General features: G+C 31.7%; 15 protein-coding genes, 1 tRNA gene and 3 rRNA genes. All 19 read left to right on the forward strand.

Going from position 1 to position 20776, the window contains the following annotated elements:
* Window positions 1–9 precede the first annotated feature (9 nt).
* Complete coding sequence (locus JJE79_RS01075; protein WP_222926645.1) at window positions 10–147, forward strand: hypothetical protein; 138 nt, start codon at window positions 10–12, stop codon at window positions 145–147.
* Between the two features lie 3 nt (window positions 148–150).
* Window positions 151–1575: a proline--tRNA ligase gene (proS, locus tag JJE79_RS01080; RefSeq protein ID WP_222926646.1), complete on the forward strand. Its 1425-nt coding sequence runs from the start codon at window positions 151–153 to the stop codon at window positions 1573–1575.
* Window positions 1576–1873: 298 nt separating this feature from the next.
* Window positions 1874–2230: an MG284/MPN403 family protein gene (locus JJE79_RS01085; RefSeq protein WP_222926647.1), complete on the forward strand. Its 357-nt coding sequence runs from the start codon at window positions 1874–1876 to the stop codon at window positions 2228–2230.
* Window positions 2202–3290, forward strand: coding sequence for a DUF5443 family protein (locus tag JJE79_RS01090; protein WP_222926648.1), 1089 nt, complete (start codon window positions 2202–2204; stop codon window positions 3288–3290). Before JJE79_RS01085 ends, JJE79_RS01090 begins: the two co-directional genes overlap by 29 nt.
* Window positions 3290–3880, forward strand: a complete 591-nt coding sequence (locus tag JJE79_RS01095; protein WP_222926649.1) for a DUF5452 domain-containing protein — start codon at window positions 3290–3292, stop codon at window positions 3878–3880. The genes JJE79_RS01090 and JJE79_RS01095 overlap by 1 nt, the downstream gene beginning before the upstream one ends.
* Before the next feature lie 68 nt (window positions 3881–3948).
* Complete coding sequence (locus JJE79_RS01100; protein ID WP_222926650.1) at window positions 3949–4182, forward strand: phosphopantetheine-binding protein; 234 nt, start codon at window positions 3949–3951, stop codon at window positions 4180–4182.
* A gap of 10 nt (window positions 4183–4192) precedes the next feature.
* A tRNA-Trp gene (locus JJE79_RS01105) sits at window positions 4193–4267 on the forward strand.
* 186 nt (window positions 4268–4453) lie between these two features.
* Entirely contained in the window at window positions 4454–5638 is a 1185-nt protein-coding gene (gene tuf, locus JJE79_RS01110) for an elongation factor Tu (RefSeq protein ID WP_222926651.1), read from the forward strand.
* An 80-nt stretch (window positions 5639–5718) separates the two neighbouring features.
* Complete coding sequence (locus JJE79_RS01115; protein WP_222926652.1) at window positions 5719–6594, forward strand: DegV family protein; 876 nt, start codon at window positions 5719–5721, stop codon at window positions 6592–6594.
* Between the two features lie 5 nt (window positions 6595–6599).
* Window positions 6600–7238 carry a YtpR family tRNA-binding protein gene (gene ytpR / locus JJE79_RS01120; RefSeq protein WP_222926653.1) on the forward strand — a complete coding sequence of 213 codons (639 nt, stop codon included), beginning with the start codon at window positions 6600–6602 and terminating at the stop codon, window positions 7236–7238.
* Complete coding sequence (locus tag JJE79_RS01125) at window positions 7225–8991, forward strand: MATE family efflux transporter (RefSeq protein WP_222926654.1); 1767 nt, start codon at window positions 7225–7227, stop codon at window positions 8989–8991. Before ytpR ends, JJE79_RS01125 begins: the two co-directional genes overlap by 14 nt.
* 297 nt (window positions 8992–9288) lie before the next feature.
* A 16S ribosomal RNA gene (locus tag JJE79_RS01130) occupies window positions 9289–10805 on the forward strand.
* Between the two features lie 939 nt (window positions 10806–11744).
* Window positions 11745–14654, forward strand: a 23S ribosomal RNA gene (locus JJE79_RS01135).
* A gap of 69 nt (window positions 14655–14723) precedes the next feature.
* Window positions 14724–14828 (forward strand): 5S ribosomal RNA (rrf, locus tag JJE79_RS01140).
* Together the 16S, 23S and 5S rRNA genes form the textbook arrangement of a ribosomal RNA operon.
* A 230-nt stretch (window positions 14829–15058) precedes the next feature.
* A complete protein-coding gene (locus tag JJE79_RS01145; protein WP_222926655.1) occupies window positions 15059–15319 on the forward strand; it encodes a hypothetical protein in 261 nt (86 codons plus the stop codon).
* Window positions 15320–18388, forward strand: a complete 3069-nt coding sequence (locus tag JJE79_RS01150; protein ID WP_222926656.1) for a DNA polymerase III subunit alpha — start codon at window positions 15320–15322, stop codon at window positions 18386–18388.
* A gap of 4 nt (window positions 18389–18392) precedes the next feature.
* Complete coding sequence (locus tag JJE79_RS01155; protein WP_222926657.1) at window positions 18393–19259, forward strand: 5'-3' exonuclease; 867 nt, start codon at window positions 18393–18395, stop codon at window positions 19257–19259.
* 9 nt (window positions 19260–19268) lie between these two features.
* A complete protein-coding gene (gene mutM, locus JJE79_RS01160) occupies window positions 19269–20093 on the forward strand; it encodes a DNA-formamidopyrimidine glycosylase (protein WP_222926658.1) in 825 nt (274 codons plus the stop codon).
* The gene (coaE, locus tag JJE79_RS01165; protein ID WP_222926659.1) at window positions 20074–20676 is read left to right on the forward strand and encodes a dephospho-CoA kinase; all 603 of its coding nucleotides are present in this window, start codon (window positions 20074–20076) and stop codon (window positions 20674–20676) included. The genes mutM and coaE overlap by 20 nt, the downstream gene beginning before the upstream one ends.
* Window positions 20677–20776 lie beyond the last annotated feature (100 nt).

Here is a 20776-nt window from a genome sequence, read left to right on the forward strand (position 1 = left end):
GTAATTAAGATGAATAATAACGAAAATCAGGAAGTTTCAAAATACACAAGAAATAAAAAAATAATGGCATTAGTGATTCTTATAATCATTATTATTATTTTTGTTTTAACTTTATTATCTATCTTTGTATTTGGTAAAAAACAATAGTTTATGGGCTTTAAAAATAATCTAACCTCTATTAAAGAAGAGAATATTTCTGACTGATATACAGAAGTAATTAGCAAAGGAAATTTAATCCATTATTCAAATATTAAGGGTTTTATGTCATTCTTACCAAATGGTTGAAGAGTGTGACAAGAAATCAAAAAAGAATTAACTAATGAGTTTGATAAAAGAGGGGTATTAGAACTTTGTTTACCTTCTTTAATTAACTACAATGACTTCTTATTAGAAAAAAAACATTTAGAGGGATTTGCTCCTGAATTATTTATTGTTACTAAAACTAGTAATGATAATGAAAAGTATGTCTTAAAGCCGACATCTGAGATTTCTTTTTGTAACTTATGAAGAGAAACATTAAGAAATTATCGTCAATTACCAATTAAACATAACCAATGGACAAGTGTTTTTCGGGTAGAAAAAAACACTAGACCATTCTTACGAAACAGTGAATTCTTCTGACATGAAATTCATAGTTGTTTTGAAAATGAACAACAATCAGATGATTTTGCTAAAAACATTTGAGAACTATATAAATCATTCATCAAGGATGTTTTATGTATTCCTTATGTGGCTGGTGAAAAAACTGAATCTGAGAAATTTGCTGGTGCTAATACCACTTATACTATTGAATCGATCATGCCAGATGGACAGGCATTACAAAGCGCAACATCACACAATCTAGGGCAAAATTTTTCAAAAGCATTTGATATCAAATACCAAACTAAAAATAATGATTATCAATATGTTCATACAATGTCAGCAGGAATTTCAACCAGAATTATTGGTGCTATCATTATGACGCACGGTGATAATGATGGTTTAGTTTTCCCGACTAAGGTTGCTCCTTATCACATTTCATTAAACTGTATTTTTGATAATACTAACGAAGAACTATTAAATAAATTGGAAGAATTAAGAAGTATTTTTGCTAAAAAATATCGTGTATCTTTAGATTTATCAAAAGATACTACTGGTGAAAAAATTAAGAATTCTCAACTTCGTGGTGATTGTTTTAGCTTATTATTAGGACCAAATGATTTAAAGAAAAATGAGATTATTTTAATTGATCGTATTAGTAAGCAAAAACAATTTATTAAGTTAGATCAAATCGTTGATGAAGTTAATAAGCAATTTGATTTATTTGATAAAAAATTATACGAAAAAGCACTAGCTGTATTTAATGATAAAATTGATAGTGCGTCTAATTTTGATGAATTTGCTGCTAAAATTGAAGCTGGAAAATTTGTTAAAGTTTATTATTGTGATGAAGAGCAATACGAAAAAGAAATCAAAGAAAAAACCAAAGCTAGTTCTAGATGTATTATTAAGCGTTTAGATGCTAATAGTGACAAGGTTTGCTTCATCTCAAATAAACCAGCCAAAGTAGAAATCTACTTTGCTCGTTCTTACTAAAAAATGTAGTATTTTATCCATAGGTTTTTATTTAAAAAATCTGGTTTTAAATAAATTGACCTGGATAAGTAAAAAAATAGAATAATCAACAAAATTATCGGTTATTATTTAAGAAAACAACAGTGAATAATCTATGTTGTGATCTTTTAAATAACCGAATTTTTATTTATCAAGCCCAAAATTAATTAGTATGTAACACTTATTTTTCTTCTTTTTTGAAAACATAAACATATCTTTAATACAAAAAGCAAAGTAAATAAAATTCCGTTTAAAGTTTTTTAATCAAGGAGAAATAAGTATGACCAATAAGTGAATTGATGATGCTAGGAAATACCTATTAAGGTATGACTTCTTCAGGCGAAAACTAGAAAATCTAGAGACCTTAAAAGCTGTGTTTAATCACAAAGCAAGTGAAGAAGAGATCATAACCATGCATTCATATGTCAATTTAATTGAAAGCACATTAAAACAACTACAAAAAGACGAAAGACAATTGCTCATTGAGTTCTTTGTGAAGAAAAAACATCGTAGCGAATTTAATTACAGCACGACAAGTTTTTATCGAGCATTAAAGAAAGCCTGTGCTAATTTCTTTCAGACCTTAGGAATTTATTTTTTTAGCAATAATGATAAGCACAACTACATATCAAATTAATGCTGATAAAGATGGACCAACAACGATTAACAAAGAAGATTATTGGTGAAAATTACAACCAATAACCAACGATAAAAATGAACCAATTAAAGATGAATATGGACTACCAATTTATTTCAGATCTTCCTTGGTTTTTCAGAATGCTTGATCAGATCAAAAAAGCATTAATCTTCACTTTGAAGTTAATATTGAAAATGAGTCATTTTTACCACCAAATTTAATCCAAAGTAATGTTCTGGTAAATAACAAAATTTATCCAACAGTTTTAAACCGTATAGCATCAGAAGGTGATACCAAAATTAAGAAAAACTGAATTAAAGTAAGTATTCCGATTGATGAACTTGAAGTTGATAAATTTGAAGAAGGAATTGAAGTTCCGATTGCTATTGATTTTTATTTGCAAAAAGACATTTTAGATGGCATTAAAAATAATCTAGAAAGTAATGCTTTAAGAATCTTAATTGAGAACTTAAGTGCTTCGCGAATTACAACTAAAATTACGTATAATAACTACATTTTCTTGCAACTAAATCGTGGTGAAAAAGAAATCAGCACCAAATACAAAGGCGATGAAAAAGAAACGCTTAGTTGATATCAACCAAACTATAACTTTTTAAGTGATTTAGATCAAATTAAAGAATTATTAACGATAAAAATTAATTCAACAGTAACAATCTTTAATTACAAATTCATTTTTAATTATGCGACTTCGGCTAATGGTTCGTCAAAAACGATTGATAAAACATATAGTAAACAAACCACATACACCCCAAATAGTGAAATTAAGTTTAGTTTAGAACCAAGCTATATTTATGACACGATTAAAAATGAAGTTATTGAACGTGATATGAATAACAATCACTACTTCTTTTTACCTAGAGGAGGAAGTGGTAGTTACAACATCCAAATTAACTTGTTAGTTAATAACGTTAAATACTATTTAGAAACTTCGAATTCGTTCAATTATTTTTCATGACTAGATAATGTAAATAAGTTAGATTTCATCGCATTTTTTCCTAAAACTATCACATCGCTTAGCTCATATGCAGTACTTGAATAATGAACAAAACTTATAAGAAAATTACCATTGCTTTATTCACTTCATTTTTATTTTTAGGAACAATTGGATTAGCTGTTGCTACTTATTTATCTAGTACTAAATCATCAGTTAAAGAAATCGATGACAAAAAAGATAATATTAAAGAAATTCACCAACAAAATAAATTAATTCCACCAACTAAAAAATACCCCTTAGAAAATAAAGAAGATAATGAAGAATTCTTTTATTATTACGTAAATATTCATCAACATTTACATAAAATTAACGAGTTTGATAATTTGATTAATTATCGTGATTATTTGTATCAAGATAATAACAACCGACCGTTTAGTGGTTTTGATGTTGTGTATTTTCAAAAGAACATTAAGAGTTGAATTTATAAAGCAATCAGATCACATAAAATGTTTCGTAATAATAACGATGATATTTACATTAATATCGATTATTTCATCGAAAACCCTAGCCGTTCAATTAGTTTAAATGTGACTTGATCGTTTAAGAAACCTATTGTTTATGAAGATAAAAACTTAAAATATTGAGATCAATTTTTAATTAAAGTTAAAGAAGATAATAAGCCATCTATTGCTTAATTTAGTTTATAGTTTAAACAAATATACTACTCATAAAAAAATTAAATTGTTATACTATAAGGGCGTTTATGGATATTTTAAGTGTCATCAATAGCATTGCTAAAAAGAAAAAAATGGCAGTGACTATAAACGAATCTAATATCAATAAAAATTACAAAGAATTAGGAATTGATTCATTAGATTTGTTTGATATTATCGTAAGTTTGGAAGCAGAATTTAAAATTGAATTTTCTGACGAAAAACTGATGAAGATTAAAACAATAAACGATTTAGTTCAATATATTAAAGAACTAAAACAATAACATTTAATCTAGGGGTGTAGTTCAATGGTAGAACATCGGTCTTCAAAACCGAGTGTTGTGGGTTCGAGTCCTGTCACCCCTGCCATTAAATTCAAAAATTGTATCTTGAAGACATAGCTAAAATGCTATGTCTTTTTTAATTTATTTAAACTTTTTATTTAAAAATTGTTTTTAATAATATAATATATTAGCATTAAGACAATAAATCTTAAGTAAGCACGGTTCAAAACCGTTGCCACTTTTGAATTTTAAGGAGAAATTTTTTTAAAATATGGCAAAAGAAAGGTACGAACGTAGTAAACCTCACGTTAATATCGGAACAATTGGTCACATTGACCATGGTAAGACTACTTTAACCGCAGCTATTTGTACCGTGTTATCTAAATTAGGTACTTCACAAGCGAAAGCTTATGATGAAATTGACGCTGCTCCAGAAGAAAAAGCTCGTGGTATTACAATTAACACAGCTCACGTAGAATACGAAACAGCTAACAGACACTATGCTCACGTTGACTGTCCAGGGCACGCTGACTACGTTAAAAACATGATTACAGGTGCTGCTCAAATGGATGGTGGTATCTTAGTAGTATCAGCTACTGATGGTCCAATGCCTCAAACTCGTGAACACATCTTATTAGCTCGCCAAGTTGGTGTTCCTAAGATGGTTGTATTCTTAAACAAGTGTGACGTTGCTGATGATCCAGAAATGCAAGAACTTGTAGAAATGGAAGTTAGAGACCTATTAAAATCTTACGGATTTGACGGTGATAACACTCCAATCATTAGAGGTTCAGCATTAGGTGCTTTAAACGGTGAAGCTAAATGAGAAGAAAAGATTCACGAATTAATGAAAGCAGTTGATGAATACATTCCAACTCCTGATCGTGAAACTGATAAACCATTCTTATTACCAATTGAAGACACTATGACAATTACTGGTCGTGGTACTGTTGTAACTGGTAGAGTTGAACGTGGTCAACTTAAAGTTGGTGAAGAAGTTGAAATCGTTGGTATTACTGACACTAGAAAAGTAGTAGTAACTGGTATCGAAATGTTCAGAAAAGAACTTGATTCAGCTATTGCTGGTGACAACGCTGGTATCTTATTACGTGGTGTTGATCGTAAAGATGTTCAACGTGGTCAAGTATTAGCTAAACCTGGTTCAATTACTCCACACAAAAAATTCAGAGCTGAAATCTATGCACTTAAGAAAGACGAAGGTGGTCGTCACACTGCTTTCTTAAATGGTTACAGACCTCAATTCTACTTCAGAACTACTGACGTAACTGGTTCAATCCAACTTAAAGAAGGAACTGAAATGGTTATGCCTGGTGACAACACTGAAATCGTAGTAGAACTAATTTCTTCAATCGCTTGTGAAAAAGGTTCTAAGTTCTCTATCCGTGAAGGTGGTAGAACTGTAGGTGCTGGAACTGTAGTTGAAGTATTAGAATAGTTCTTTAAAAAATAAAAATATAGGGCTAAGGAACTTTGTTCCTTAGTTTTCTTATTAATAAATAAAAGGAAGGTTTTGTTTTGAAAAAAATCGCATTCGTTATCGATTCTTCTTCGAATATTTTAGGTGATGAATCAAAAGATATTTACTTAGTTCCGTTAGGAATTATTGAAACTAAAAATAACGAACAAACAATTCATAACGCAAGTGTTGATATGGATTTAATAAAACTTGATGCCAAAATTAAAGATGGATCAAAGTTTAAAACATCACAATCAGCAATTGGGGTTTTACACCAAACTGTTGAAGAATTAGCTAAAAAATACGATTATATTATTGGCTTACCTATTTCAGAAAAACTTTCTAGTAACTATGCAACTTGAAAAAGTTGTGAGCAAGATTTCAAAGGGAAATTTTTCACATTCAATTTAGGTAATGTTGAAATTGGGATTGTGTGAATGTTAGAAGAAATTAGAAACTTCTTACTAACTAAAAATAACGAACTAAACCCAACAGAACTTGAGAAATTCATTGCAAAACTAAAAAATAATTTTGGTGGAGTTTTAGTTGTTTCTGATGTGAGTCAACTAATTGCTGGCGGTCGTTTAAAAGGGTTTAAAGCAATTTTTGTTAAAACATTAAAACTAAAATTACTAATCAGCATGATGCCTAACCATGGTGGTTTAGAGTATTTTGAAAAATCAAAAACTGACTTAGCAGCTAAGAAAACTTTAATCGAATTTTTAGAAGAAAAAATTAAAATTAAATCTAAAAAAATTAAAAGAGCTGCCGTTGTTACAACGATTTTAGATGATGCTCAGAATCAGAAAATTGCTGAAGAATTCCAAAAACTTTTAAAGACTGATATTAAAATTGAAATTACCCAATTTTCTCCTGTTATTGCCGTACATACGGGGATTTCAAACTACGCATTATTAGTACAAATGGAAGACTAGTTAATATGCAAGTTAGCTTATATTATTCATTCAAAAATCTTCAAGATACTTTGATTGGTTATGTTCAAGATCAAAGTAAGATTACTACCAATAAACAAGTTGGCGATGTCATCTATTTTTACGATGAAAATCAACAAATTGTGAGTTTTAACATTCTAAATGTTTCACAAAAAGAAGATTTAAAAAACACCATACATAATGAAGGTTTAATTTTCTTAAATCCAGAATTAAAAAAGGTGTTATTACAAAACTATTTATTAGAAGTAAACCAACTATCATCAGCTTATGTTGTTGGTAAGGTTGTTGAAGTAAATAAAGTTGAAAAAACTCATTTAAATCATTGTCTTGTTGATATCAATCAAGATGAACCTTTATCAATTGTTTGCGGTGGTACTAATGTTTCACAAGGCATTAAGGTTGTTGTAGTTCAAGTTGGTGGGTTCATCAATACAGGAAAACACATTGTTAAATCTGAATTATTTAACAAACCTTCGTGTGGAATGATTTGTTCAGAAGCTGAATTAGGATTAAAAAAACATGATCCAAAAGACCACAGAATTTTAATCTTAAATGATGATATGGTTGTGGGTTCTGAATTTTATCTAAAAACTTCAAAAGATGAGCAACTAAATGTTAAATACTAACGATCAAAGATTGCAATCAAAACAAAAATTAAATGAAAAGATGAGAAAACGGTTCGACGATCCTCGTCTTTTTATTGTTTTATTACGTTTTATTATCCCTGCAATCTTTGTTTCGTTTTTTGCTGCTTTATACATTTTTATTGATCAAATTATGATCATTAAATTTGTTGTTAAATCTGATGATTTAAACCCCACTTCAATTTTTGATAATAACTATTTTAATTTCGCTGATAGCACTGGTAGTTATGATTATCAAAACGATTATTTAAGTGCGACAAAAGAATTAAATAAAACACCATTTACAATTCATGATTTAATTCGTTCTTCGATCTCAATTTCTGCTCCTATTACCGTAATTATTAATGCTTTAACATTATTGATTACCATGGGGTTAGCTAACCAATTTTCAAAAGCATTAGGAAGTGGTGATGAACGTAAAATCAAAGAAGTATGAACGACAGGATTTACTACTAATTTAGTTATCAGCATTCTTAGTTCGATCGTGATTGTTGGGGTTGCTAAAATCTGATTAACCAGTTCAGCTAATGGTGCAAATGCAAAATTAAATGATCCAAATTTAGATTTAAATTCGCATGCTGCAATGATCATTGTTAAATTCAATGAACGCTTCCAAGAATTGCAAGTACAAAATGCGAGTAATTATGTTTATGTACTAGCTGGTTTATTCACAATTCAAACAATGAACCAAATGTATTTCTTATTGAACCAATCAGAAGGAAGACAATTGTTCATTTCAATCATCCCGCCGCTAGCTAATGTTGTTAATATTGTTTTTGACTACTTATTAATTCGATTTACCAATCAAGGAATCACAGCTGCTGCTTATGCAACTGTTATTGGGTGAACTACGAATTATTTAGCATATTTAATCTACAACATTATCTTAATTAAACGTAAAGAAACATACTTAGTTTATAAGGGAATGTTTAGAAAAATTAATTTCAATTGAAACTATTTATATTTAATTTTTCTAATAGGCTTAGCCAGCTTTTTTAGAAATGCTTCACTATCAGTTTCAAATGCAATTTTTCAAACCAATCTCGTCACGGTTTCAGAAAAAGTAGCATCAGATTTACCCCCTAATTATTACCAATCTTTATTTGGATCAATCACGCCAATCAGTAACTTAATGTTGCAATCTGTTTGGGGATTAATCAATGGTGGAAGAACGATTGCTGGCTATAAATTTGGGCAGAAAAATTATAAGGATATCACCAAAATTTATTGATACGTTCCAATGATTGCATTAACTTATTCGATCATTGTTTATTGTTTATTTATTTTTGGACTAAACGATATTTTCTTACAACATTTTTTTAACATCGAACAAGGTGATAAGTTGATTGCTTCTAATTTGATCTTAAAAATCACCTTAATTCAAGCAATCTTTATCGCACTAGGAATGAATGCTCAATTATTATTCCAATCAACTCAACGGATTGGTTTAGCCTGAATAAGTTCATTGATGCAAGGATTATTTACTTTCATTCCAACATACTTTATTATGTATTATGTTTCGATTGATCAAAATAATATTTATTTATACATCTGAATGCAACCAATTAATGGTATAGCTGCGTGGTTATGTAACTGGATTATTTCAATTCCTTTTGCTCATAAATATCGTGAATTCATAAGTAAGTATGACATTGGTTTAGCGATGCAACGCTTTATTAAAAAAGCTCAATTAAAAAAAGAAAATAAAAATCTTAATGAAATTAATAATCAATAATTAATCTTCAAAATTAACGATTAAAACAAACAAAATTAAATAACTAAATTATTAAACCAAAATTCATATAGTTATTATTAATTAATTTCATACATAAATAGGCCTGAATTTGGCCTATTTTTTAATGCGTTATTAAACTTTATATTAAAGTTTGATAAAACCATAATAAAAAAATCTTAAAAAAATATTTAATAAAGTTATTGACAAACAAAATATTTTGTATTATCATTATCCAGGTTGTCAGATTAAGTTCTAGCAACTGTTAAATGTTCCTTGAAAACTGAATAGAATCTGTCATTTTCTGAGAGTTTGATCCTGGCTCAGGATTAACGCTGGCGGCATGCCTAATACATGCAAGTCGATCGGATGTAGCAATACATTAGAGGCGAACGGGTGAGTAACACGTATCCAATCTGCCTTATAGTGGGGGATAACTAGTCGAAAGATTAGCTAATACCGCATAACAAGTTAACTATCGCATGAGAATAACTTTAAAGAAGCAATTGCTTCGCTATAAGATGAGGGTGCGGCATATCAGCTAGTTGGTGAGGGTAATGGCCCACCAAGGCGATGACGTGTAGTTATGCTGAGAGGTAGAATAACCACAATGGGACTGAGACACGGCCCATACTCCTACGGGAGGCAGCAGTAGGGAATTTTTCACAATGGGCGAAAGCCTGATGGAGCAATGCCGCGTGAACGATGAAGGTCTTTTTAGATTGTAAAGTTCTTTTATTTGGGAAGAATAATCGTTAGAGTGGAAAGCTAACGATCTGACGGTACCATTTGAATAAGTAACGACTAACTATGTGCCAGCAGTCGCGGTAATACATAGGTTGCAAGCGTTATCCGGATTTATTGGGCGTAAAACAAGCGCAGGCGGATTAGAAAGTCTGGTGTTAAAAGCAATTGCTTAACGATTGTATGCATTGGAAACTTCTAGTCTAGAGTTTGGTAGAGAGTCCTGGAACTCCATGTGGAGCGGTGAAATGCGTAGATATATGGAAGAACACCAGAGGCGAAGGCGAGGACTTGGGCCAATACTGACGCTTAGGCTTGAAAGTGTGGGGAGCAAATAGGATTAGATACCCTAGTAGTCCACACTGTAAACGATGGATGTTAAGTGTCGGAGCGAATACTTCGGTGCTGCAGTTAACACATTAAACATCCTGCCTGAGTAGTACATTCGCAAGAATGAAACTCAAACGGAATTGACGGGGACCCGCACAAGTGGTGGAGCATGTTGCTTAATTCGACGGTACACGAAAAACCTTACCTAGACTTGACATCTTGGGCGAAGTTATAGAAATATAATGGAGGTTAACCCAGTGACAGGTGGTGCATGGTTGTCGTCAGCTCGTGTCGTGAGATGTTGGGTTAAGTCCCGCAACGAGCGCAACCCTTATCGTTAGTTACTTTGTCTAACGAGACTGCCAACGTAAGTTGGAGGAAGGTGGGGATGACGTCAAATCATCATGCCCCTTATGTCTAGGGCTGCAAACGTGCTACAATGGCCAATACAAACAGTCGCCAAACCGTAAGGTGGAGCTAATCTGTAAAGTTGGTCTCAGTTCGGATTGAGGGCTGCAATTCGCCCTCATGAAGTCGGAATCACTAGTAATCGCGAATCAGCCATGTCGCGGTGAATACGTTCTCGGGTCTTGTACACACCGCCCGTCAAACTATGAGAGCTGGTAATATCTAAAACCGTGTTGCTAACCGCAAGGAAGCGCATGTCTAGGGTAGGGCCGGTGATTGGAGTTAAGTCGTAACAAGGTACCCCTACGAGAACGTGGGGGTGGATTACCTCCTTTCTATGGAGTATATTAATACACAAACACGATATACACCTGTTACTAAAATAACGGTGAAATTAAAATCCAACAAAATAGTTAAACCCATTAAAGCAAATTTATTAACTTAAACATTGTTGGTCAGATTCTATTCAGTTATCAATGAACATTTAACTATTCATGTTTTATTCCTTTATTAAAAACATCAGCACACGCTGATGTTTTTTTATTTATATATCTAAAATTACTGACACTAAAAATCCAGAATAAAAATCTAAATTTACAATTACTTTTTTTTAGATAAAAAAACAATTTGGGTTTTAATTTTTGATTTTTTGTTTTTATTTAATATCTACGATTTTTTTTTAGATAAAAATAAATCCAAGTTAACTAAAAAATTTTTAAAACCAATTAATAATTTTTTTCAATCAAATTTCTCATCATTTTTTTATTGAATTAATTGATAGTTTTAATTAATAAAAAAATCATCCATACTTTTTTAAATTTTATTGTTGGTGTTTTTTATAAAAGTTAATTCTAATTGGGATGTGAAAAATATTAAATAACAAATATGAAATTTTATTTTTGAAATTAATTCATTACTTAAAATTTAAAAATTAAATCAATTAGTTTGATAAATAAATATTTAAGAAAAAAATAAACATTAATTTAATTACAGAACTTAAACAGCACCTTTTGTTTGTAATTAAAATCAAGATTAATTTAACTATGATTTTTGATAAATTTTTAATTAATTATTAATGATCAAAATAATAAAATTAAATCTTTTTTAAAATTCATTGAATTATTTACATTTTTGTGATATACTTATAAAGGCTTTAAATAGCTACATTGTTCTTTGAAAACTGAATACAACAAATCTTTCTAGTCCGAAATTTGATTAAAGTATCAATCAAATTTCATCAACAAAAATAGATTCAAATAGCTAATGGATCAAATACATAAGTTACTAAGGGCTTATGGTGGATGCCTTGGCACTAGAAGGCGACGAAGGACGTGCAAACCTGCGAAAAGCTACGGGGAGCTGGTTGGAAGCGATAATCCGTAGATGTCCGAATGGGGGAACCTGATTAATAGCGATATTAATTATTTAGATCTTAATTCATAGGGTCTAAAAGCAATACGTTGTGAAGTGAAACATCTCAGTAGCAACAGGAAAAGAAATCGAAAGAGATTCCGTGTGTAGTGGCGAGCGAAAGCGGAACAGGCCAAACCAAGATTTATCTTGGGGTTATAGGACTGCAATGTGGACTTTGAACTGATAGGAGAAATAGTTGAAAAGCTATGCGACACAGGGTTATAGCCCCGTATCTTAAATTGGTTTGATACCTAGCAGTATCCTGAGTAGATCGAGAAACGTTATCTTGATTGAATTCGCCCAGACCATTGGGCAAGCCTAAATACTAACTAGTGACCGATAGCGTATAGTACCGTGAGGGAAAGGTGAAAAGAACCCAGGGATGGGAGTGAAATAGATTCTGAAACCATATGCCTACAACGTGTCAGAGCACATTAATGTGTGATGGCGTGCGTTTTGAAGTATGAGCCGGCGAGTTATGATAGCAAGCAGGTTAACCGATAGAAGGGTAGCCAAAGCGAAAGCGAGTTTGAATAGAGCGTTTAAATGTTTGTTATTATAGACCCGAAACGGGTTGAGCTAGTCATGGGCAGGTTGAAGTTAGAGTAACATCTAATGGAGGACCGAACCGACTCTCGTTGAAACGATAGCGGATGACCTGTGACTAGGGGTGAAATTCCAATCGAAATCCGTGATAGCTGGTTCTCGTCGAAATAGTTTTAAGACTAGCGTAAGATCATGATTAGTTGGAGGTAGAGCTACTGAATGTATGATGGCGCCGCCTTGGTGTACTGAATACAATTAAACTCCGAATGCCAATTAATTTACTCTTGCAGTCAGACAGTGGGGGATAAGCTTCATTGTCACAAGGGGAAGAGCCCAGATCATTAAATAAGGTCCCTAAAATATGCTAAGTGGAAAAGGTTGTTAAAATACTTAAACAGCAAGGATGTTGGCTTAGAAGCAGCCATCGTTTAAAGAGTGCGTAACAGCTCACTTGTCGAGTGTTTTTGCGCCGAAGATGTAACGGGGCTAAGCATATTACCGAATTTATGGATTATCTAGATTGTCTAGATAGTGGTAGACGAGCGTTGTATACGGGCTGAAGTCAAACCGTGAGGATTGGTGGACTGTATACAAGTGAGAATGCCGGTGTAAGTAACGCTTGAGAGTGAGAATCTCTCAAACCGATTGACTAAGGTTTCCTGGACGAGGGTCGTCCTTCCAGGGTTAGTCTGGACCTAAGGCGAGGCAGAAATGCGTAGTCGATGGAAGAACAGGTTAATATTCCTGTACAAACAAAATAACTGATGGAGTGACGGAGAAGGTTAATGCATCCCCATTATTGGATTTGGGGTTAAATAAGAAGTCTTAGGAGTTGGTAAATCCGCTTCTTTTAAGGACAACTTATGAATACGAGCGAACGCTCTGCAAGTAGCGAAGATGCATACATCACGCTTCCAAGAAAAGCTTCTAGGGTTAATTATTTTGTTTCCAGTACCGAGAACGAACACACGTGGTCAAGGAGAAGATCCTAAGGTTAGCGAGTGAACTATAGCTAAGGAACTCTGCAAATTCATCCCGTAAGTTCGCAAGAAGGGATGCTCAATGTAAAAGTTGAGCCGCAGTGAAGAACAAGGGGGGACTGTTTAACTAAAACACAGCTCTATGCTAAATCGCAAGATGATGTATATGGGGTGACACCTGCCCAGTGCTGGAAGGTTAAAGAAGGGTGTTAGAGCAATCGAAGCTCCCGACTGAAGCCCCAGTGAACGGCGGCCGTAACTATAACGGTCCTAAGGTAGCGAAATTCCTTGTCGGGTAAATTCCGTCCCGCTTGAATGGTGTAACCATCTCTTGACTGTCTCGGCTATAGACTCGGTGAAATCCAGGTACGGGTGAAGACACCCGTTAGGCGCAACGGGACGGAAAGACCCCATGAAGCTTTACTGTAACTTAATATTGGGCAGAGTTTAGACATATAGAGAATAGGTGGGAGACTTTGAAGCAACTTCGCTAGGAGTTGTGGAGTCACCAGTGGAATACCACCTTTGTTTACATTCTTCTCTAACTGGTTGCTGTTATCCAGCAACAGGACAGTGTTAGGCGGGCAGTTTGACTGGGGCGGTCGCCTCCTAAAAGGTAACGGAGGCGTGCAAAGGTACCCTCAGCACGGTTGGAAATCGTGTTAAGAGTGTAATGGTATAAGGGTGCTTGACTGTGAGACTTACAAGTCGAACAGGTAAGAAATTAGGTCATAGTGATCCGGTGGTTCAGTATGGAATGGCCATCGCTCAACGGATAAAAGCTACTCTGGGGATAACAGGCTGATACTGCCCAAGAGTTCACATCGACGGCAGTGTTTGGCACCTCGATGTCGACTCATCTCATCCTCGAGCTGAAGCAGGTTCGAAGGGTTCGGCTGTTCGCCGATTAAAGAGATACGTGAGTTGGGTTCAAACCGTCGCGAGACAGGTTGGTCCCTATCTATTGTGCCCGCAGGAAGATTGAAAAGATTTACTCTTAGTACGAGAGGACCGGAGTGAAGACACCTCTTGTGCTCCAGTTGTAGTGCCAACTGCACCGCTGGGTAGCAACGTGTCGAACGGATAAACGCTGAAAGCATCTAAGTGTGAAACCGACTTTAAGAATAATCTTCCCTCCCAGCAATGGGGTAAGAATCGTTGTAGACTACGACGTTGATAGGCTAAATGTGTAAGTGCCGTGAGGTATTTAGCTGATTAGTACTAATAATTCGAGGACTTAGGTTTGATCAAATAACATTAGTTATGAAATCATATATGATTTGTTGTATTTAGTTTTTCAAAGAGCAATGTAAGTGTGATATCGATATCGTGATGGAAACACCTGGACCCATTCCGAACCCAGAAGTTAAGCATCATGGAGCCGAAGGTAGCTTAGGTGAGAATAGGAAAATATCACGCTAATTAAAAACATCACCCGTTAAAAGGTGATGTTTTTTTATTCCTTTTAAGAATTTTTAACATATCTTGTTATAGAACATGAATACTTCAAACTTTTTAAAATAAAGATATTTATTGATAAAAATAAATATTGATTAATAAAAAGCTAAAGAAATTTTCAATCTTTTAACATCTGATTATTTAATATTTGTTATAATTCTATTAGTAATTTTCTCATTGTGAGGCTATTGATGGATTCTGATAAAAAAAATAAAACAGTTCGTTTTAAAACGTCTTCTAAAGAAATAGAAAAGTTTGAACGTGTTAAGTTAGAAGACACCAAAGTTTTCGACATGGAAGAACGAATGTATAAGATTGAATTAACAGAAAAACTGTTTAATTTAAAAGCTGAATTAGAAAACACAGTTGATAAAGCGACACGCAAATCACTGGAAAAAGAAATTAAACAAATTGAAAAAGATTTAGCTAAATTGGACGAACGCAAAAAATAAATGTTTGTCAATCTAAACACTCGATCTTATTATTCTTTATTAAGCACTAATTTAAGTATTAGTGATATTATTCAATACGCACTTAAAAACAATCAAACCCACGTTTGTTTAACTGATTTAAATGTTTTATATGGTGCAGTTGAATTTTATGATTTAGCCAAGAAAAATAATCTAGTACCAATCATTGGACTAGAAATTTTTGATACTGATACTAATTCTGAATTAGTATTAATTGCTAAAAATAATGAAGGTTATTTACGATTAATTAGTATTAGCAGTTTTGCTAGCTCAAATGAACAATACAATATCTTTGATTATTTAGATGATAATCTTTATGTGATTGTCAAATCTGGTAATTTTAGATGGGATCATAAGAATTGTATTCTTAATGATGAGATTGCTTGCAATTTTGTTAATTGTGTTGATGAAACTAAAAACATTGGTTTAAATTTAATTAATGCTGTAGCTTTAAAACAAGCAAACAAAAGACCGAAATTCAGCGTTAATGAAATTATCGATACTGAAATTGTTAAAGCTAGTGGATTTTTAAATACAGAACAATCTGAACAAAAATACACCAAAAAACAATTAGACAAACTTTATGAATTAATTAATGAATGTTCATATTGAGATTTAGATAATTTAAAACATAATTCAATCATTAAATCTAAAACACCAAAAGGTTTTGATAGCGATCAATATTTACGTGCTTTATGCGAACAAGCTTTTGATGTTTATTTAAATAATCATTTAATCAATCAACAAGATAAAAAACGCTTAGATTATGAATTAGAAATCATCAAGCGACTAAATTTTAGTGATTATTTTTTATTCGTTCATGACTTCATTAAAAAAGCTAAAGAACATAACATAATCATTGGACCAGGAAGAGGTTCTGCTGCTGGTTCGTTTGTTTCTTATTTATTAAATATCACCACAATCAATCCAATTAAATATGGATTAATCTTTGAGCGTTTCTTAAATCCAGAACGTAAATCAATGCCAGATATTGATGTGGATATCATGGATAATCGCCGTGAAGAAGTTGTTGATTATCTGTTTAGAAAATATAGTAAAAACAACGTTGCTCACATTATTACTTTTCAACGTATCAAGGTTAAGAATGCTATCCGAGATGTTTGCAGAGTTTTAGATTTAAAAGTATCAGAAGCTGATGAAATTATTAAATTAGTTTTATACGACGAAATCGAAGAATGACACAAGAACCAAGCATCTGGTGCTTATAAAATTGTTTTAAATTGCCAAGAATGTAGTCTTGATCAAAAAGTATGCAAACGATCGGGTAGTGTAAGTTGTTATTTAATAAGAAAGATCTTTGAATTAGCCGTAACAATTTTCAATGTACCAAGACAAATCGGATTACATGCTGCTGGTGTTGTGTGTGGTGATCAACCTTTAACACAAACAATCCCAGTTCAATATGCAAACAATCGTTCTGTTTCGCAGTTTTCAATGGAATATCTAGAACGATTTGGTCTTATTAAAATTGATTTATTAGGTTTAAAAACATTAACAATCATTGATGAAATTAACAACCTAGTTAAAATCAATCATAATAAGAATTTTGATATTAACAACATTCCATTAAATGATGATAAAACCTTTAATCTATTAAAGAAGGGATATACCAAAGGAATTTTCCAACTAGAATCTGCTGGAATGCAAGGTGTTTTAAAAAAAGTATTACCAGAAAACCTTGAAGATATTTCGATTATTTCAGCGCTTTATCGTCCAGGACCACAAGATAATATCAATGAATATGTTGATCGAAGATTTAACCGAACACAATTTAATTATTTAAGTGATTCACTAGTTGAAATCTTACGCCCAACTCATGGAATTATTATTTATCAAGAGCAAGTGATTAATACTGCAATTGTTGTTGCTAACTTTAATGCTGCTCAGGCTGATTCATTTAGACGTGCGATTTCAAAAAAAGATGAAGCTTTATTATTAAAAGAAAAAGATAATTTCATTAAGCAAGCAATTAACAATAATTATTCAGAGAAAAAAGCAATTGAAATTTTTGAATACTTACATAAGTTTGCTGATTATGGATTTAACCATTCACACTCATTAGCATATGCTTTCTTAGCGTATCAAATGGCTTATTTAAAAGCTAATTATCCTAAGGAATTTTATGTAATTTTATTAAAAAACAACATCGATTCCAAAACAAAATTAACTGATTATTTCATCGAAATTATTGAACGTAATATTGGTATTGTTAAACCAAATATTAACTTATCACAATCTAGCTTTACATTATCACACGATAATGAACGAATAATTCTAGGTTTTAATATGATTGTTGGTTTAGCCAATGAAAGTGCTAACCGAATTATTGAAGCTAGAAATAACCAAAAATTCGAAAGTTTTATTGATTGTTTAATCACGTTATCACAAAACAAAATTCCTGAAACATTATTAAAAAAACTTATTAATGCTGGTGCTTTTGATGAATTCAAACTTGAATATCCAAAACGGGTAATGATTGCTTTGGTTGAATCGTATTTTAAAGGTAATCTTTCATTTAAAAACGACGATGATTTGATTTCTTATGAAGATAAAAAAGCAATCACTAACACGACAATTGAATTCTTAAAAAAAGATCGCCCAGAGTTGTTTAATGAACTAACTAAACAAGAAGTGATTAAAGATAATGAATTGATTGATAGTTCATTAAAAGTATCATTTGAAGCAATTAAAGAAAAAATCTATAAACCCAATCAATTTAAAAAAACGATTGCGAAATTAGAAAAAGAAATTACTGATCTAAAAACAATTAAACAATTAAAAGCATCATTGCAAAAAGAAGAATGTTCAATGCTAGTAGAAGTGAAATCTTCTGAAAAGAAAAAAAATATCTTACGCTTTGCTTTATTTGATGGTGCTTATGAAATCTGAGCGAAAGTTTGAAATCAAGATTTAATTGCTTATCTAAGTTCGTTGATTAATACGAATAACAAGATAATTGTCAAACTGCGCCGTGATATTTATATGGGTCATGATTCTTACACAATCTTAGGCGTTGTCAATTTAAAATAAACTTATGAATACAACAAAAAAAGCTTTAGTTATTGATGGAAATTCCCTTGTTTTTCGTGCATTTTATGCCACAATCGGAATGTATGAATATGCTGTTCAAAATAATTTAAGACCAAATAATGGAATTAAAACCAGCTTATTAATGATCAATAAGATCATTAAACAAGATAATTATGATTATGCTTTAATTGCTTTTGACTCTGGACAAAAAACTGATCGTGCCAAGGTTTTTGAAGGTTATAAAGCAACAAGAAAAAAACCTGCTGATGGTTTAATTGAACAATTAATTGCCATCCAAGATGGTTTAAAATTCTTAGGTTTTAAAGTTTTATCTTCACCTGGAATTGAAGCTGATGATTTAGTTGGTTCATTTAGTGTGCTTGCAAATAAGCATAATATCAAATGTGATGTTTATTCATCAGATCAAGATATTTATCAATTGGTTAATCAAAATACCACGATGTATCAATTTGTTAAGGGTGTTAGTGTTTTTAAAGAAATTAATGATCAAAATTTTGCTGAACACTTTCATGGTTTAAAACCACTTGATGTTATTGAATATAAAGCATTGGTTGGTGATAGTTCAGATAACATCCCAGGAGTTAAAGGAATTGGTATTAAAACTGCGATTGAACTAATTAAACAACATAAAAACATTGAAGGTTTATATGCAAATTTAGATAGTTTAAAACCAAGCATTCAAAAGAAATTAATTGAATCAAAAGAGCTATGTTTTTTATCAAAACAACTAGCCACAATTAAAACTGATTGTTTAATTGATGCAGACATTGAAGAATTTAAAATTAATCCAATGGATGCAAAAGAATACTTTGCTTTTTGCGATTTTTATAATATAAATTACCAAAACTAAAAAGAAATTATGCCAGAACTACCAGAAGTCCAAACGGTTATTAATTATTTAAAATCCGAAATTATTAATCAAAAGATTAATAATGTTTTTGTTTATGCTACTAAAGTATTAAAAAATAGCACAACTAACGAATTTAAGAAATACTTAGTTAATGAAAAATTCGTTGATATCAAAAGAATTGGTAAATACATTATTTTTATTTTATCTAATAATAAAGTCTTAGTATCACATCTAAGAATGGAAGGTAAATATAAGATCAATCAATTCAAAGCGAAATATGACGAACGCCATGTTTTAGTGCGATTTGTTTTGGATGATTTCGAATTACACTATCACGATACCAGAAGGTTTGGGACGTTCCATATTCATTCAATCGATGATTATTTAGATGCTGATTATTTAAAGAAATTAGCAATTGATCCAACGCAAGAACAATGGGATTGAAAATACTTAAAAAACAATCTTAAACGATCAACCAGAGCAATTAAATCAGCAATTTTAGACCAAGAAGTTGTTTCTGGAATTGGTAATATTTATGCTGATGAAATCTTGTTTTTAGCAAAAATTCATCCAACCAAAAAGGCTAATGAATTAACTGATAAACAATACCAAGATATTGCTAAATACGCTACACAAGTATTGTTAAAAGCCATTGAATTAAACGGCACAACGATTTTTTCTTACCAATTTAAGGACAATCATGCAGGATCATACCAAGATTATTTAAACGTCCATTTACAAAAAGACTTAGCTTGCAAAGTCTGTGGTTCTATTGTTAAAAAAATGAAAGTTAACAACCGAGGAACTTATTATTGTGAAAAATGCCAAAAATAGACGTTTAGTTTGTTTAGCAGGTAAAGCCTCATCTGGTAAATCAATGTTAATTGATTTATTAAAACAAGATGGCTATCACACAATTAAACTTGATAATTTAATTCATGAATATTACCAAAAAGATAGAAAAGGGTATGAATTTATCCTTGAAAATTTTGGTAAAGAATACGTTAATGAAGTTGAAGTTGATCGCAAGCGCTTGGGTCAATTAGTCTTTAATAATCCAGATAAATTAAAGCTTTTGAATGAATTTGCTGAAAAAACGGTGAAATACGAACTAAATAACTTATCAATTAATGGCATTATTGTTGTTGAAGGGGCCGTTATTTACACAGCACAAAAGAATTATTTAGATGTTTTTGATTATTTTGTTCTCATAGAACGAAATGAAGAGTTGATCAAAGAATCAATTGCTCAGAAATTCGCTTATTTAAAGGATTTTGATCTAAAAAAATGAAATCCAATTAAGGATAATCCTGATTTTATTGCTGATTTTGTAGTCAAAAACAACGATAAAATCACTAATGCTTATAACCAACTTTTAAAATTCTTAACAAAAATAAGAAGCGATTGTGAATTATAATCCCCAAATTGGGGAAAACTATCTAAAAACCACTAAATTTAATGCTTAATTTTTGTGGTTATTTTTTAATTTTTTTTCTCATTTTATTGCCAGAAATTTT

The sequence above is a fragment of the Mycoplasma sp. E35C genome (assembly GCF_019873825.1).
GTDB lineage: Bacteria > Bacillota_I > Bacilli_A > Mycoplasmatales > Mycoplasmoidaceae > Mycoplasmoides.